This window comes from Serratia sp. N21D137, from assembly GCF_047530005.1.
GTDB classification, from domain to species: domain Bacteria; phylum Pseudomonadota; class Gammaproteobacteria; order Enterobacterales; family Enterobacteriaceae; genus Chania; species Chania fonticola_B.
This window is the reverse complement of record NZ_JBLJAJ010000034.1, coordinates 34,082-49,447: the sequence shown is the minus strand read 5'-3', so window position 1 is coordinate 49,447 and position 15,366 is coordinate 34,082. Positions and strand designations below refer to the sequence as shown.

Annotated in this window: 15 protein-coding genes; 8 read left to right on the top strand and 7 right to left on the bottom strand. The window is 53.4% G+C overall.

Annotation, left to right across the window (positions count from 1 at the left end):
- Positions 1 to 163 precede the first annotated feature (163 nt).
- Positions 164 to 1,420: an MFS transporter gene (locus ACMV5H_RS21640; protein WP_174469090.1), complete on the bottom strand. Its 1,257-nt coding sequence runs from the start codon at positions 1,418 to 1,420 to the stop codon at positions 164 to 166.
- 144 nt (positions 1,421 to 1,564) lie between these two features.
- On the opposite strand from ACMV5H_RS21640, the gene ACMV5H_RS21635 reads away from it, so the two are divergent.
- Both ACMV5H_RS21635 and ACMV5H_RS21630 read left to right on the top strand, forming a co-directional pair.
- Positions 1,565 to 2,467, top strand: a complete 903-nt coding sequence (locus tag ACMV5H_RS21635) for a LysR family transcriptional regulator (protein WP_021804485.1) — start codon at positions 1,565 to 1,567, stop codon at positions 2,465 to 2,467.
- Between the two features lie 143 nt (positions 2,468 to 2,610).
- Positions 2,611 to 3,828, top strand: a complete 1,218-nt coding sequence (locus tag ACMV5H_RS21630) for an ROK family transcriptional regulator (RefSeq protein ID WP_021804484.1) — start codon at positions 2,611 to 2,613, stop codon at positions 3,826 to 3,828.
- Between the two features lie 42 nt (positions 3,829 to 3,870).
- Here ACMV5H_RS21630 and ACMV5H_RS21625 read toward each other — a convergent pair whose 3' ends face one another.
- Complete coding sequence (locus tag ACMV5H_RS21625) at positions 3,871 to 4,794, bottom strand: LysR family transcriptional regulator (protein WP_021804483.1); 924 nt, start codon at positions 4,792 to 4,794, stop codon at positions 3,871 to 3,873.
- A gap of 227 nt (positions 4,795 to 5,021) precedes the next feature.
- On the opposite strand from ACMV5H_RS21625, the gene ACMV5H_RS21620 reads away from it, so the two are divergent.
- The 4 genes from ACMV5H_RS21620 to bioD all read left to right on the top strand — a co-directional run bounded on the left by ACMV5H_RS21620 (position 5,022) and on the right by bioD (position 8,683).
- Complete coding sequence (locus ACMV5H_RS21620; protein ID WP_414822452.1) at positions 5,022 to 6,218, top strand: MFS transporter; 1,197 nt, start codon at positions 5,022 to 5,024, stop codon at positions 6,216 to 6,218.
- A gap of 11 nt (positions 6,219 to 6,229) precedes the next feature.
- Entirely contained in the window at positions 6,230 to 7,258 is a 1,029-nt protein-coding gene (locus ACMV5H_RS21615) for an alpha/beta hydrolase (protein ID WP_414822451.1), read from the top strand.
- A 51-nt stretch (positions 7,259 to 7,309) separates the two neighbouring features.
- The gene (locus ACMV5H_RS21610; RefSeq protein WP_223501433.1) at positions 7,310 to 7,756 is read left to right on the top strand and encodes a cyclophilin-like fold protein; all 447 of its coding nucleotides are present in this window, start codon (positions 7,310 to 7,312) and stop codon (positions 7,754 to 7,756) included.
- 246 nt (positions 7,757 to 8,002) lie between these two features.
- Complete coding sequence (gene bioD / locus ACMV5H_RS21605) at positions 8,003 to 8,683, top strand: dethiobiotin synthase (protein ID WP_021804479.1); 681 nt, start codon at positions 8,003 to 8,005, stop codon at positions 8,681 to 8,683.
- On the opposite strand, the gene clcB is transcribed toward bioD, so the two are convergent.
- Both clcB and ACMV5H_RS21595 read right to left on the bottom strand, forming a co-directional pair.
- Positions 8,671 to 9,951, bottom strand: coding sequence for a voltage-gated ClC-type chloride channel ClcB (gene clcB / locus ACMV5H_RS21600; protein ID WP_414822450.1), 1,281 nt, complete (start codon positions 9,949 to 9,951; stop codon positions 8,671 to 8,673). The two genes, bioD and clcB, sit on opposite strands and share 13 nt — an antisense overlap.
- A gap of 106 nt (positions 9,952 to 10,057) precedes the next feature.
- Positions 10,058 to 11,428: a cytochrome c peroxidase gene (locus ACMV5H_RS21595; RefSeq protein ID WP_414822453.1), complete on the bottom strand. Its 1,371-nt coding sequence runs from the start codon at positions 11,426 to 11,428 to the stop codon at positions 10,058 to 10,060.
- 370 nt (positions 11,429 to 11,798) lie between these two features.
- On the opposite strand from ACMV5H_RS21595, the gene ACMV5H_RS21590 reads away from it, so the two are divergent.
- Positions 11,799 to 13,292: an MDR family MFS transporter gene (locus tag ACMV5H_RS21590; RefSeq protein WP_021804476.1), complete on the top strand. Its 1,494-nt coding sequence runs from the start codon at positions 11,799 to 11,801 to the stop codon at positions 13,290 to 13,292.
- A 42-nt stretch (positions 13,293 to 13,334) separates the two neighbouring features.
- Here the strand turns inward: ACMV5H_RS21590 and ACMV5H_RS21585 are convergent, their stop codons facing one another.
- Both ACMV5H_RS21585 and ACMV5H_RS21580 read right to left on the bottom strand, forming a co-directional pair.
- The gene (locus ACMV5H_RS21585) at positions 13,335 to 13,634 is read right to left on the bottom strand and encodes a DUF1161 domain-containing protein (RefSeq protein WP_021804475.1); all 300 of its coding nucleotides are present in this window, start codon (positions 13,632 to 13,634) and stop codon (positions 13,335 to 13,337) included.
- Between the two features lie 77 nt (positions 13,635 to 13,711).
- Positions 13,712 to 14,071, bottom strand: a complete 360-nt coding sequence (locus ACMV5H_RS21580) for a DUF1283 family protein (protein WP_021804474.1) — start codon at positions 14,069 to 14,071, stop codon at positions 13,712 to 13,714.
- A gap of 133 nt (positions 14,072 to 14,204) precedes the next feature.
- Here ACMV5H_RS21580 and ACMV5H_RS21575 point away from each other — a divergent pair, with 133 nt between their 5' ends.
- Entirely contained in the window at positions 14,205 to 14,531 is a 327-nt protein-coding gene (locus tag ACMV5H_RS21575) for a YnfA family protein (protein WP_021804473.1), read from the top strand.
- A gap of 43 nt (positions 14,532 to 14,574) precedes the next feature.
- Here the strand turns inward: ACMV5H_RS21575 and ydfG are convergent, their stop codons facing one another.
- Positions 14,575 to 15,321, bottom strand: coding sequence for a bifunctional NADP-dependent 3-hydroxy acid dehydrogenase/3-hydroxypropionate dehydrogenase YdfG (ydfG, locus tag ACMV5H_RS21570; protein ID WP_414822449.1), 747 nt, complete (start codon positions 15,319 to 15,321; stop codon positions 14,575 to 14,577).
- Positions 15,322 to 15,366: the final 45 nt, after the last annotated feature.

Genomic DNA, 15,366 nt, shown 5'->3' with positions numbered 1-15,366 from the left:
TAGAACCGCTCTTTCTGAGTCAGATGTTTTCCCTGCATGCAACAGGCTCTCCAGTAGGGCCAGAGCGGTGATTTTATCCGGGTCTGGCCAGTGGGTCACTTTGTTGCGTTTCGAGTGGGAATGGGGCAGGTGGACCCTTCCCTGAGCGGAAAGGGTCTGGAGGTTAGATACGCGCGGCTTCCGGCAATTTCTTCAGGTAGTGGCCAACCAGCAGGGCCAGCAACAGCATCACGCTGATAAAGGCGACTACGCCGCCCCAGCCAAAATTATGCCAGAACACGCCACCCAGCGTTCCGGCAACGCTGGAGCCCACGTAATAACAGAACAGATAGAGCGAAGAAGCCTGGCCTTTGGCCCGGCGTGCGCGGCGGCCAATCCAGCTGCTGGCTACCGAGTGGGCGGCAAAGAAACCGGCTGTGAACAGCATCATACCAATAAAGATCACAGTGACAGGGGCCAGGGCGGTGATCAGTATCCCGATCAGCATAATGATAATGGACGCCAGCAGCACCGGGCCGCGGCCAAATTTGGAGGTCAGGGCGCCTGCCTTCGGTGAACTGTACGAACCGGTGAGATACACCACCGACAACAGGCCCACAATTGCCTGGCTAAGATGATAAGGATCGCTCAGCAGGCGGTAGCCAATGTAGTTGAACATTGTCACAAAGCTACCCATCAGCAGGAACCCTTCGGCAAACAGCAGCGGCAGCCCCTTATCGTGCCAATGCAGCTTAAAGTTAATCAGCAACGTTCTTGGCCGCAATGAACTAGCGCGGAAGTGCTTGGATGCGGGCAGAATGCGCCAGAACATGCAAGCCGCCGCCAGGGCGAACACCCCAATCACCGCCAGCGAGATCCGCCAGGAGAAGAAATCGGTGAGCACCCCGGTCACCAGGCGCCCGCTCATCCCACCGATGGAGTTGCCGCTGATATAAAGGCCCATAGAAAAGGCCACGAAGCTCGGGTGGATCTCTTCGCTCAGATAGGTCATACCGACTGCCGCAACCCCGCTCAGCGAAAGCCCAATCAACGCCCTCATCACCAAGATGCCGTGCCAACTGGTCATGAAGGCACAAATCAGCGTACAGATTGCCGCCAACAGCAGGGCCACCACCATCACCGACTTGCGGCCGATCGCATCTGACAGCGGGCCGGTAAACATCAGGCCGATGGCCAACATCCCAGTGGAGAAGGAAAGAGAAAGGCTGCTCTCCGCTGGGGAGATACCAAAATCTTGCGAAAGCACCGGCAAGATCGGTTGCACACAGTACAGCAACGCAAAGGTAGCCAGCCCGGCAGAGAACAGCGCCAAGGTCACACGCATAAACTGGGGTGTACCGCGTTCGATGTAGGGGAGTTTATTCAGCGTGGTGCGTTTGGTTGTTGGGGCACTGTCAGGCGCAGGCAGCGTTTTTGGCATACTGGCCGCAGAACGCGAAGCGGTTGTCACAGCGGTTCCTTACCGGGTTAGGGAGATAAAAAATACGTCTTGAGTCACAAAATCATAGGGAGCGGCCAGTTTTTTGTCTAATATATTAATCATCCTAATTAAGATGTTTAAAGTATGAATATCGAGCTCAGACATTTGCGTTACTTTGTGGCCGTCGCTGAAGAACTGCATTTTGGCCGGGCGGCGGAGCGGCTACGGATCTCCCAGCCGCCCCTTAGCCAACAGATCCAGGCACTGGAGGATATGGTGGGCGCGCGTTTGCTGGCACGCAATAACCGTAATGTCAGCCTGACTCAGGCGGGGGAGATGTTCTTGAAAGAAGCCTATCAGGTGCTTGCCCAGGTCAACCGGGCAGCAGAGAAGGCGGCGCGCCTGGAGCGTGGTGAACTGGGTGAACTGACGATTGGTTTTACCTCTTCGGCTCCGTTTATCAGCGTGGTTTCCCGTAGCTTGCGAGCCTTTCGCCAGTTATCACCGGATGTGCATATCAAAATGCGTGAGGTGAACACCAAGCAACAGCTTGAACCGCTGCTCAACGGTGACCTTGATCTGGGCGTGATGCGCAATACCCGCTTGCCGGATGCGCTGCAGCATCAGTTGTTATTACGCGAGCCCTTGCTTGCCGTAGTGCCGAATGGCCACCCGTTAACCCTAAAGGCATCAGGCACGCTGCGTTTCAGCGATTTGGCCCAGGAACCCTTCGTGTTCTTTTCCCGCGAAGTGGGCACCGCGCTGTATGACGAAATTCTGGCTTTACTGGCCAATGCCGGGATCGCCCCTTACATCACGCAAGAAGTGGGGGAAGCGATGACTATTATCGGTCTGGTCGCGGCCGGGTTGGGGATTTCCATTTTGCCGATGTCATTTGGCAGAGTGAAGATCGATGGGGTGACCTATCTCCCCTTAGCCGAGCCGGAGGCGATGACTGAGGTCTGGTTGGTGCATCATCGCAGCAGGCCGTTAACGGCAGCGGCCAAGGCGTTAATGGCGCTGATGCTCGAACCCAAAGCTGGGTAAATAAGAGGCGTTTTTGGCGGAAAGCTCGGTGAATTTGTGCTGTTAATCACATAACGAATCAAATAGTTGACGCTGTATTCCAAAAGCCCCACCATAGCCCCTAATCTTTATTTAGAAGCGCGAAAAATAGCAGGAGCGGGTGTGTGATTGCGGATGGGCAGCCTGGGCATATTGATCAGATCAAGCAAACCAATGCAGGCGCAGTTTACCGGCTGATAGATCGGCTGGGACCGATTTCGCGCATCGAATTATCCAAGCGGGCACAGCTGGCACCTGCCAGTATCACCAAGATAGTGCGTGAGCTGCTCGAAGCGCATCTGGTTAAAGAAACCGAATATCAGGAAGTGGGCAGCCGTGGCCGACCGGCCGTTGGCCTGGTGCTTGACACCGAAGCCTGGCATTACCTCTCTGCACGTATCAGCCGTGGCACCATTACCCTGGCGTTGCGCGATCTCAGTAGCAAGATGGTGGTTGAAGAACTGCTGCCGTTAAAAGCCGAACATCCCGAACCGTTATTACAGCGTATCGTTAGTGAAGTCGATCAGTTCTTTATCCGCCACCAAAGCAAACTGGAACGTTTAACCGCCATCGCCATCACACTGCCCGGCATGATTGATACCGCCGCGGGTATTGTTCACCGCATGCCGTTTTATGACGTCAACGAAATGGCGTTGGGGCCAGCGCTAGAGGCACTGACGGGCCTGCCGGTTTATGTTCAGCATGATATCTGCGCCTGGACGATGGCAGAGGCGCTGTATGGCGCATCCCGTGGCAGCCACAACGTCATTCAGGTCGTCATCGACCATAACGTTGGTGCAGGGGTGATCACTAACGGACGCGTACTGCATGCGGGTAGCAGCAGCGTGGTGGAGATAGGTCACACACAGGTCGATCCGTACGGTAAACGCTGCTATTGCGGCAACCATGGTTGCCTGGAAACGGTCGCCAGTATTGAAAACATGCTGGAAATTGCCCAGCAACGTTTGGGAGGCTCGATGTCTTCCATGCTGCATGGCGCACCATTGACCGTGGAATCGCTATGCGATGCGGCAATGGCTGGCGATCAGTTAGCCAAAGATATTATTCTTGGCGTCGGGCACAGCGTCGGGCGCATTGTGGCGATCATGGTCAACCTGTTCAATCCGGAAAAAATCCTGGTAGGTTCACCGTTGAACCGGGCCGCTGAAATTCTGCATCCGGCGATTGCTTCCTGCATTCGTCAGCAATCCTTGCCTGCGTACAGCGAGCATGTTCAAGTTGAATCCACCCAGTTCTTCAACCAAGGCACCATGCCGGGAGCCGCACTGGTGAAAGAAGCCATGTATAACGGTTCTTTGTTGGTGAAGTTGCTACAAGGTTGATTTAGCCTGTGGCATTAACTACCCGGGAATTGAACCCAAAAACTACGCTTCCACTGTCTCGTTGGCAGGGCTACGCTTTCGACCGATCCTAAGTGCTTCAAGGACCAACGAGAATGCTGGAGAAGGCTGTTTGCGACTGGGATAATACAGGTAGTAGCCGGGGAAGGGCTTGCACCATTGCTCCAGCACACGCACCAGATTACCTTCTTTAATATGTGATCCAAACTCTTCTTCTGGCAAAAAAGCAATCCCGTGTCCTGCAAGCGCGGCAGCAACAATATGTTCAGAGGTATTGAAAATGAGCTGTCCGCTGACGCGAACATTAAGATCCCCCTCATCCTGATCGAAATCCCAGATATACAACCCCCCAGACCTGACCATACGTTGATTTATGCACCTGTGCTGCGTCAACTCATGGGGGGTGTTGGGGATAGGATAACGTGAAAAATAGCCCGGAGATGCCACTGCGGCCATACGTAATTTGGGCCCGATGGGTACCGCTATCATGTCTTTATCAATGGTGTCACCCAGTCGAACGCCCGCATCAAACCGATCTGCCACGATATCGCGAAAACCATGGTTTGCGTCGAACTCGATATTAATATCCGGGTACTCATGCAACAGCGGGGTCAGCTTTGGCAGCAGGGTACTGTGTAAAACATTTGGCCCGCAGGTGATACGGACCGTACCTGCAGGCTTATCGCGCAGCTCGGTCAGCATATCCAGTTCGGCTTCAATCTCATCGATGCGATTACCAATAGCCAGTAGCAACCGCTCTCCGGCGGAAGTCGGCGATACGCTACGGGTGGTACGCGTCAGCAGGCGAATTTGCATACGATCTTCAAGTGCAGAAATCGCCTGGCTGAGTGCAGGCTGCGTTACACCCAGCTGTGCTGCGGCACGGGTAAAGCTGCTTTCACGTGCGACCGTGACAAAATAGAGCAGGTCGTTCAGGTTGCGTTTCATCAGGTATGGCCCGTCTCATTAATAAGCTGCAGTTATAAACCTATTAAGTATTCATTAGCTAGTAATGATGCACCCTGAGTGTAAAATTTCCAGCAAGAGATTATTAAGCGATGGCGGATAAACGCTGTTGCTCTTTCCATTTTTACTTTCCTGACGTTATTCCTGCGAATAGCGTTCGGCCGCGGTTTACCTGAAAACTGCCGGGGGTTATTCGGAGTCAGCAATTTATGCCCATCTTGTCGAACGATCTATCACCTCATAAAGAACGCGCATACTGGAGCGGAGTATTTGCCATGACGTTGTGTGTCTTTGCGCTCATTGCTTCGGAGTTTATGCCTGTCAGCCTGCTGACACCCATATCGGGAGATCTAGGCGTCAGTGAAGGGTTGGTTGGGCAGGGGATCGCTATTTCCGGCGTATTTGCGGTACTGACGAGTCTCTCCATTTCTACACTGGCCGGAGGTCTCAATCGCAAGACATTACTGTTGAGCATGACTGCGTTGATGGCGTTCTCCGGAGCCATTCTCGCGTTAGCACCCAGTTACCTGATTTACATGGTTGGCCGTGCCCTGATTGGTATTGCTATTGGTGGGTTCTGGTCCTTATCAGCCGCTACTGCTCTTCGCCTGGTTCCGCAACACCAGGTTCCAAGTGCGCTGGCCATCTTTAACGGTGGTAACGCCTTGGCAACCGTTATAGCCGCACCACTTGGCAGTTATCTGGGCTCGATTATCGGTTGGCGAGGCGCATTCTTTTGCCTTGTTCCGGTTGGAGTGATTGTTTTTATCTGGCAGTGGTTCAGCCTGCCTGCAATGAAGGCTGATAAAAGCGATAAGCGTAACGGTACTGTTTTTCGTCTTTTGGCTAACCCGCTTGTGGCGATGGGGCTTGCGGCCTGCGGATTATTCTTTATGGGCCAATTTGCTTTGTTTACTTATCTACGTCCGTTTCTTGAGAGGGTAACGCAGGTAGATATCACTATGTTGTCGCTTATTTTACTGGCAATAGGAGTTGCTGGCTTTATCGGAACCCTGGTGATTAGCGCATTTTTGGCATCAGGTTTTTACCCCACACTCATTGCCATCCCTTTGCTAATGGCCGCTATTGCCGGAGCACTGATCGCTTTTGGTCAGAGTGTTTGGATTGTTGCAACACTGCTTGGTTTATGGGGCTTAATCGCCACTGCTGCACCCACCGGTTGGTGGACGTGGATCGCTAGAACACTGCCGGAAGATGCGGAGGCTGGCGGTGGCCTGATGGTTGCCATAGTGCAACTGTCCATCGCATTAGGCTCCACAATCGGCGGGTTAGCATTTGACCACAGCGGTTATCAAAGCACCTTCACCATCAGCGGCATTTTGTTAGTGATAGCGGCCGCCCTGGCGTTATTGACGTCACGTAAAGATATCCACCAAACCCAATGAGGAGTTCTCTGATGAGAAAATTTACCATGCTGTTAGGGCTGTTAATCAGTTCATTTGCGGCAGTTGGCGCCGATATGTCTAACGGAGCCGATAATTTTTACCAAAGCGATAAAGTCACCCAGCATAAGGTGACCTTCAAAAACCAGTATCAGATGAGTGTGGTCGGCAATCTGTTTATACCGAAAGGGATGGATCAGAATTCACAAAACCCGGCGATTGTCATTGGCCATCCGATGGGGGCGGTAAAAGAACAAAGCTCAAATCTGTATGCCCAGAAACTGGCCGAGCAAGGGTTTGTGACGTTGGCAATTGATCTTTCCTTCTGGGGAGAAAGTGAAGGAAAACCCGGCCATCTTATTTCTCCGGAAATTTATGCGGATGATTTCAGTGCCGCGGTCGATTATCTGAATACTCAACCTTACGTTAATCCGGAGAAAATTGGCGTGCTGGGTATTTGCGGTAGCGGGAGCTTCGTTATCAGTGCTGCCAAAATTGACCCGAGAATGAAGGCCGTGGCCGCGGTTAGTATGTATGACATGGGGGCGGCTTTCCGCCATGGTCTTCATCATTCCGTTACGCCTGAACAGCGTAAAGCATTCATTAAATCTGCAATAGAACAACGAGCTGTTGAGTTTAATGGCGGAGACATTGCTTATATCCCAGGTACCGTTAACCAGCTTGATGATTCAACGCCAGCAATTCAACGAGAATTCTTCGATTTCTATCGCACACCGCGAGGAAGTTATACACCACAGGGTGAGAAAGAAGAGCTGACAACCAAACCGATGTTGAGCAGCATTGGGAAGTTTATGAACTTCTATCCGTTCAACGATATTGAAACGATCTCGCCACGCGCGATGCTGTTCATCACTGGCGATCGGGCGCATTCGAAAGAATTTAGTGAAGATGCTTACAAACGTGCCGGACAGCCGAAAGAGTTGTACATCGTGCCGGGGGCAGGCCATGTCGATCTTTATGACCGTAGCGACATGATCCCATTTGCCAAGCTGACGTCGTTCTTTAAAGCTAATCTCAAATAATGTCAAAAGCCGCATCCTGACGGGTGTGGCTAATTTTTTTTGGTTTATCGCATGAAATATCAGAACACATTAATACCGGGTCTGCTGCTGGCTTGTACTTTGGCAGGCCATGCCGACATGATCATTAACCCGCCCCTTAAGGAGAGCCCGATGATGGTTAAAATGAATATTGATGACCAACAATTTGAGGTCAAACTTCACGACAATCCAGCGGCTAAAGCATTTGTTAATTCTTTACCATTGCAACTTGGTATGGAAGAGTTGAATGGGAATGAGATATTTGCCGAACTTCCCCATAAGCTGCCTTCAAGCCCTGTACGGCCTGGGACTATTCAGGCAGGCGATCTCATGTTGTACGGTACGCAAACGTTGGTGTTGTTCTATGAGTCATTTGAATCATCCTACCGCTATACCCCCATCGGGAAAGTTATTCACCCAGAAAAACTCCCCACCAGTGTGGACAAAAAGAAAATAGGGGTTAGGTTCAACGACCATTAAAACCACGGTAGTTAGCTCCCTGGATCATGCCGATACGAGGCACTCGGCGCCACAAAAACCTGGGTACGTTTTCGTTCCTTTGACCTTGATACCCCTTATCAGAGTTTCTTATTATTTACCGCCAAAAGATTGAGCTACCTCAAGCCCCCGTTGAGTTGCATCCCCTAGACTTTTCCCGTAGGACGACTCTCGTCGTGATTTACGGCGGTTTTTTAGGTTAACGAGGCATTTCAAGGCAATCTATTCATGTTAAAGCGTTTATTTGTTACAGGCACGGATACCGACGTAGGTAAGACAGTGGTTTCCCGCGGTTTATTGCAGGCTTTCGCCGCGCAAGGTCGCTCAGTGGCGGGTTATAAGCCCATTGCGGCGCGCTGCCATGAAACCGGTGAAGGCATCCGCAATAGAGACGCTTTAGTTTTACAGGCCTCTTCCTCACTGCCGCTGTCCTATGATGAAATCAATCCGATCACCTGTCTCGATGAGGTATTTCATGCCCATGCAACCCAGGATATTGATTACGGACTGATGAGCCGTGGTTTGCACCATCTCGCCGCCAAGGCCGATACGGTAGTGGTGGAGGGCAGCGGCGGCTGGCGGGTATTGATGAACGATCTCCGTCCTTATGCCGAGTGGGTGGTACAGGAACAACTGCCGGTTATCCTGGTGGTCGGGATCAAACTGGGCTGTGTCAGTCATGCGCTATTAACTGCACAGGCAATTATTAACGATGGCTTACCATTGCTGGGCTGGGTGGCTAATCGTATCAACCCTGGTTTAGCTCACTATGCAGAAACTATCGATGCGATGCAGCAGCGTATTCCGGCTCCATTGCTGGGTGAGATCCCGTATCTGCCGCGCGCAGAACAACGTGAGCTGGCACAATATCTGGACGTTTCGCAGCTGGTTGACCGTTACGCGTTGTGATAAACCGACTGTGGGCGTAGCCCGCGAGCAATGGTAGTGGCGATAACGCAAGCCAACAGAATGCCTGGCAGCAGGGTATATTCCCCGGTCATCTCAAACACCATTAATGCTGCCATAATGGGCGCATGAGTGGTGGCAGCCAGCAATGTTGCCATACCGGTCAGTGCCAGCAGAATGGGCACTGCAGTACCCAACTCTGGCCATAGGCCAAACATCTGGCCCACTACCGAGCCCAATGCGGCCCCCACGAATAATGTCGGCGTGAACACGCCCCCAGGTGCACCTGATCCACTACTGGCCAACAGGGCTAACAGTTTGCAAATCAGGATCGCACTGACCAGCAGCATCCCTGGTGGTGCCGAGAGCAACGATTGTACCACGCTATAACCATTTCCCCAGACTTCGGGATACAACAAGGAAAGCAACCCGACGATCAGCCCGCCAAGCGCCAGCTGTAATGGCGGTATGAGATTGAGCGAGCGAAATGCCCGCCCGCTGGCCGCCATCGCCCACAGAAACAACGGGCCACAAACTCCTGCCAGTATGCCCACCAAGGCCATTAACAGATACTGCACCGGCCAGGGAGCAGCAAGCGGCTCCACGATATAGAGCGGAGCCTGGCCACCGTTCAGCAGATTGGTCATCAGTAGCGCGCTCACGGCGGCGATCACTACCGGGCCAAGCGAGGCCAGCATCAGCGAACCAAACAGGATCTCCGCGATAAACAGGCTACCCGCCAACGGGGCATGATAGGCGCTAGCCATCCCGGCTGCGGCAGCGCAAGCCACCCACAATTTCCATTCTTTCGCTGGGGTAAAGCGCTGGGCAAATACCGACCCCACCAACGCCCCCAGCAGGATCATCGCCCCCTCGCGGCCAATGGTGCTACCGCTGGAAACCACCAACAGTGAGGCCAGGCATTTTATCAGGCTGGCGTTAACGGCTAGCCGTCCGTCACCGGCTTCAATCGCTTCCATATAATCCGTTGGCGCGATGGGTCTTTGATGTTGGTAACGCTGGTAGATCCACAACAAAAAGCCAGCGGCTAATCCACCCAATGCTGGCGTCAACGCTCTGCGCCATCCGGGCAGTGCAGCGGCAGCGGCCACCAAACTGCCTTCCTCGTGATCCAGCAACAACCATTCAAGCCCTAACATGGCGCGGTGAAATAACCACACGGCCAACGCAGCACAAATGCCGAGCAGGATGGCAATAAACAGATGGCGCAGCAGGGCGCGATAGTGGTGCAGAGGGACCAATTGATTCATGTGTCGGCAGTGATGAAGAATAAGAGGTTCAGGTGGGCATTGTGCTTGTCTACCCACCTGAAAACCAGAGAATCTTTATCAGAAACCTGGCGTTGTGGCTACAGTATCAACCGCCCGGAGGCGTGGCAGGCTGATATTTACCGCTCATGCCTTCCAGCAGCGCGACCAGATCCTTGATATCGCTTTCTGGTAGGGTAACGCCGACCTGATAGGTCAGCATATCCTTGACCGCCTGGTGCAGCGAAGTCACGCTGCCGTCGTGGAAGTAAGGGGCGGTTTGAGCGATGTTTCGTAACGTTGGGGTTTTGAAACGGTGGCGATCGTTATCATTTTTAGTGACATTGTAACGCCCAAGGTCGGCCTCGGTGGGGTTGCCGCGAGCGGCAAAGTAATCCGCTTTCAGCCCCATGACCTCATAGGATTGGCCCCCAAGGTTGACCCCGGTATGGCAGGTGCCACATTTGTTTTGCTGGAACAGTTGATAGCCATGTCTTTGCTGCGCCGTTAGGGCGTCATTATCGCCTTTCAGGTAACGGTCAAACGGGCTATCTGGCGTGATCAGCGTCTTTTCGAACTCGGCAATGGCGTCGGTAATGTTATCGCCGGTGAAGCCGTTAGCATAGACGCGCTGGAAGTCGGCCTTCAGCAAGACGTCCTGATCCAGTTTAGCGATGATTTCATCCCAGGACTCGGAGGCCATCTCGATCGGGTTCATCGGTGGGCCACCGGCCTGAGCCTGTAAATCTGCCGCTCGGCCATCCCAGAACTGCGCCATATTGAAGGCCGCATTAAACACCGTCGGGGCGTTGATTGGCCCGACCTGATCGCCAACCCCCAACGATGAGACGCGCCCATCCACGCCACCTTCGCCCAGCTTATGGCAGTGGGCACATGAGATGCTGTTATCTTTCGACAGGCGCGGGTCGTGGAACAGTCGAAAGCCCAGCGCCACTTTCTGCGGATCGGTAGGTAGCGAGGCTGGCACCGGCTGTAAAGCGGCACCGCGCAGTTCGGCTGGCGTCTCTGGCAAAGTGTAGAACTGTTCGCGCTGTTGACGGACCCAGCTCAGTAGTTCATTACGATCGCCGTCGCTGACGTTTCCGCCCCAGTGGACCATCTTATACATTGACGGTGGCATCTCCTGGTTTTGCAGTACGGCTTCCAGCTTAGCCAGATCGACTTCAGGCACCGCAGTTTTTTGTTGCAGAGCGGAGCGGGTAGCATCGAGGTTGAAATGCTGATTTCCACTGAGGATATCCTGCGCCATAATTTGTTTGGCGATCGGTAACTCGGCATAGAAGGGAAGCTGAGCCGAGTTGGAGTGACAATAGTCGCAGCCATTGCGGGTTAGCAGGGTATCGATTTGATTGCCAGCAACGGCGGGGTTACGCTGTTGATCGTAATGATAGACATAACCGACGGTCCCCAAATAGCCGATGACGGCGGTAACGGCACAGCCCAGAATAATTTTTTTAATCATGTTCTCGCTCCAATGAGTTGATTTCCAAATAGCCCTACATATTAAGAGGTAATGGTGAGGGTAAAATCAGATTGTCACGGCCCGGGGCGGTTAGCAACTTGATTAAAATCAATCACTATCATTGGTATGCACTATCGTTCAGATAGGTTTTAACGATAGAGCAGGTGTGGCTTGGCTTACAGGCCGCCCCTAAGAAATACCTTATTATTCAATGGGGTGCTTATTTTTTGTGTGACACTGTAACAATACGTTCAATTGCTGCTTCGTTGCGGGATTTTTATTCACAACATCCCCTGACAAACTACAGCGTCCCCCCGGCTGTTATACTGCGGGTAAAATAAAAGACATAGGGACACAGGGTAAACTGATGACCACTAACACTTCTTCGAGCACTGCCCAAGTAGCTCATCGGCCGTTGATCCTGCTTGCCTGCATGCTGGCGATGTTCATGTCTGCCATCGAAGCGACCATTGTTGCCACCGCGATGCCGACGATTATTGGCGATCTGGGTGGTTTTTCGTTGCTGGGCTGGGTGTTTTCGGTCTATTTGCTGGCACAGGCCATTACCATCCCGATCTACGGGCGTCTGGCAGATTTATACGGTCGGAAACCGATCTTTTTCTTTGGCGCTACGCTGTTCCTGTTGGGGTCGGTCCTGTGCGGTTTCTCATCGAATATGTATTGGCTGATTGCCTTCCGCCTGCTGCAAGGACTGGGCGCCGGGGCGATCATGCCGATCGCCACCACCGTGATCGGTGATATTTACAGCGCCACCGAACGACCAAAAGTGATGGGGTATCTTTCTAGCGTCTGGGGTGTTTCGGCTATTCTTGGCCCGTTACTGGGTGCATTTATCGTGCAACACACGACTTGGGCTTTGGTATTTTGGGTCAACCTGCCCATTGGCCTGCTGGCGATGTATTTCCTGGGGCGCTACCTGCCTGACCTCAAACAGGGGCGCAAACATGCGCTGGATCTGGCGGGAACGGCCTGGCTGACGATCTTTGTCGCTGCATTGCTGCTTTCACTCTTGCAGGCGGAAATGCTGGGATGGTGGGTCATACCGTTGCTGGCGTTGGCGTTAGTGGCGCTCAACCGGTTAATTCGTCAGGAGCGCCGTGCTCCTGAACCGTTGTTCCCATTGGCCCTGTGGCAAAACCGCGTGATTGTGGCTGGCAATATTGGCGGCGTGGTGATCGGTGCTGCCATGATGGGCATCAGCGCCTTCTTGCCAACCTTTATCCAGGGCGTGAAGGGCGGAACCCCGCTGGAAGCCGGAACCACGTTGGCCTTGATGTCGATTGGCTGGCCGCTGGCCAGTATGCTGAGCGGGCGTTTGATGCTGCTGACTTCTTATCGCACTACAGCTCTGCTTGGTGCGCTGCTGTTGGCGGCCGGTGGCTTTATCCTGCTGCTGTTACAGCCTTCGGGTGGGTTACTGTGGGGGCGGGTTGCGGCGTTTATCATCGGGGTCGGTATGGGGTTGTGCAATACCACCTTCCTGGTTTCAGTACAGAATGCGGCACATTATAGTATTCGCGGTATCGCAACTGCCTGCACGGTATTCACCAGGATGGTCGGATCGGCCATCGGCACCGCCATTCTGGGGGCCACGTTGAATATCAACCTGCATTTGCGTCTGCCACAAACGGTTGATCCGGTGCAGCAGTTAATGGAGCCAGAGGTTCGCAACACCATGCGGCCAGAGGCGCTGGCGGATCTCATTGGGCATGTCGCCGCCTCAATGCATTGGGTATTCCTGGTCTCGGCGTTGATATCGCTGTTTGCCTTGGGCGCGGCTATGCTGATCCCGGCGCGTCATCGGCCGCAGGGCGAAGGTGAAGAGGTTAAACAGGCTTAATAAAGAGGAGGGGCGCAGTAACAAACCGCGCCCTGAAGGCGGTTACTGCGGGGCTTGGGTATCCTGGCTGGTGCCAGTTTGCGCCGCGTCGCCGCTGTCGTCGCCGTTAATCAGGCGGGTATAGACGATTTTCTGCGTGTCTTGGCCACAATGGCCGACCACCTGTCCACCGGCAAGGTTCGCCTGATCGTTAGGCACGATCTCCAGCTTGAAGCCGGATTCCGGTACGCCGTTATTGACAATCTTCTGGGCAATATCCGCCTTTATGCTCTCACATGAGGCAAAAGCGGCCAGCGGCGCGGTGGCTAACAGCAGTACACCTACTACAAGCGCTTTTTTCATCATTGGATCCTTATTTGAGACGAATGTTCTTAGTCAGGATAGCAGCATCAGGTTGAATAGTTTACCCTTACTCGCTATTACTGCGTGACTGGACGGCCAGTGGTGCGATCCAGACACTTACGGGTTGACGGTTCCCAATAGGCATTGACGTTGTAGCTGTTATCACAACGATCTTCGTCATCAATAGCACGGTCAACCTTGTCAAACTCTTTCTCGACACGGGTGTTCACCTTGCTGCGCAGCGATTTGGTTTCATTCCATTGCTCTTTGCTTTGGCGAGCCTGTTCATTGCTCATGGCTGCGCCGCCGCTGCCATCAACCGTGACGCAGGTGCTGCCTTGGGTGCAAGTGGCTGCCAAGGCAGGAGCTTGCCAGGCACCGGCCAGCAATAACATGGCAGCCGGTAACATCAGGCGCGGAAGGGAGAGTAATTTCATCGTTTCATCCTTATAAATGAGTGTTGCATCCACCAGCAACACTGGCTATGGCATGGGTTAAATATATCACCGTGCTGTTATATTGCACCAGCGCATCGCCTTGTTCGTTTAATTTACTGAGAGAATAGCGGTAATGCTAAAAACCACTTTACTGTTTTTTGCCACGGCATTGGCCGAAATCATTGGCTGTTTCTTGCCGTATCTGTGGCTAAAGAAAAACGCCAGTGCCTGGTTGTTGCTGCCTGCGGCCCTTAGCCTGATGCTGTTTGTCTGGTTGTTGACACTCCATCCTGCGGCCAGTGGGCGAGTCTATGCCGCCTATGGTGGCGTTTATGTGGCAACGGCGCTGCTTTGGCTACGGGTGGTAGATGGCGTGAAGTTGTCGACTATGGATTGGCTGGGGGCTGGGGTGGCTCTGCTAGGGATGCTGATTATCGTTGCTGGCTGGCGAACTGCGTGAGTTGAGATGGCAGGGCTGGTTGCCCTGCCACAGAGAAAAACCATTAACCGCGATGAATGCTCAGCCCGGCAAAGGACTGGCTGACCGGCATCATTTCCAAGGTATTGATATTGACGCGGGCAGGCAGCGTTGCTACCCAGAATACCGCTTCGGCAACATCATCCGGCGTCAGGGCATCTACCCCTTGATAGGTTTTATCTACCTTGCCGTCATCCCCTTTGAAACGCACGTTGGAGAACTCGGTGCCGCCAACCATGCCTGGCTCAATATCGGTAACGCGGATATGGGTGCCGTGCAGATCGGCGCGCAGACCCAGGCTGAACTGTTTAACGAAGGCCTTGGTAGCGCCGTAAACGTTACCACCGGCATAAGGCCAGTTGGCGGCGGTGGAGCCGATGTTGATCACGTGGCCAACGTTGCGTTCCACCATGGCTGGCAGCAGCGCACGGGTCATGTTGACCAACCCTTTGGTGTTGGTATCGATCATGGTTTCCCAATCGTCCGCATTGGCTTTGTGTGCAGGTTCCAGGCCTAACGCCAGACCGGCGTTATTCACCAGCACGTCGACGTTGCGCAGCGCTGCGGGTAACTCTTCGATGGCTTGCTGGATCGCCGCACGGTTGCGGACATCCAAACGCACGCTATGCAGTGCCTCACCTAATTCTGCCTGCAGCGCCTCCAGGCGCTCCACACGACGGCCAGTGGCAATCACCTGATGGCCTTCACCGATAAACTTGCGGGCAATAGCTTCACCAAAACCGGAGGTAGCGCCCGTGACAAAAATAATCATGCTGCTGTTCCTTAACTGTTTTTAGCCTGCATCCACTCTAACGCG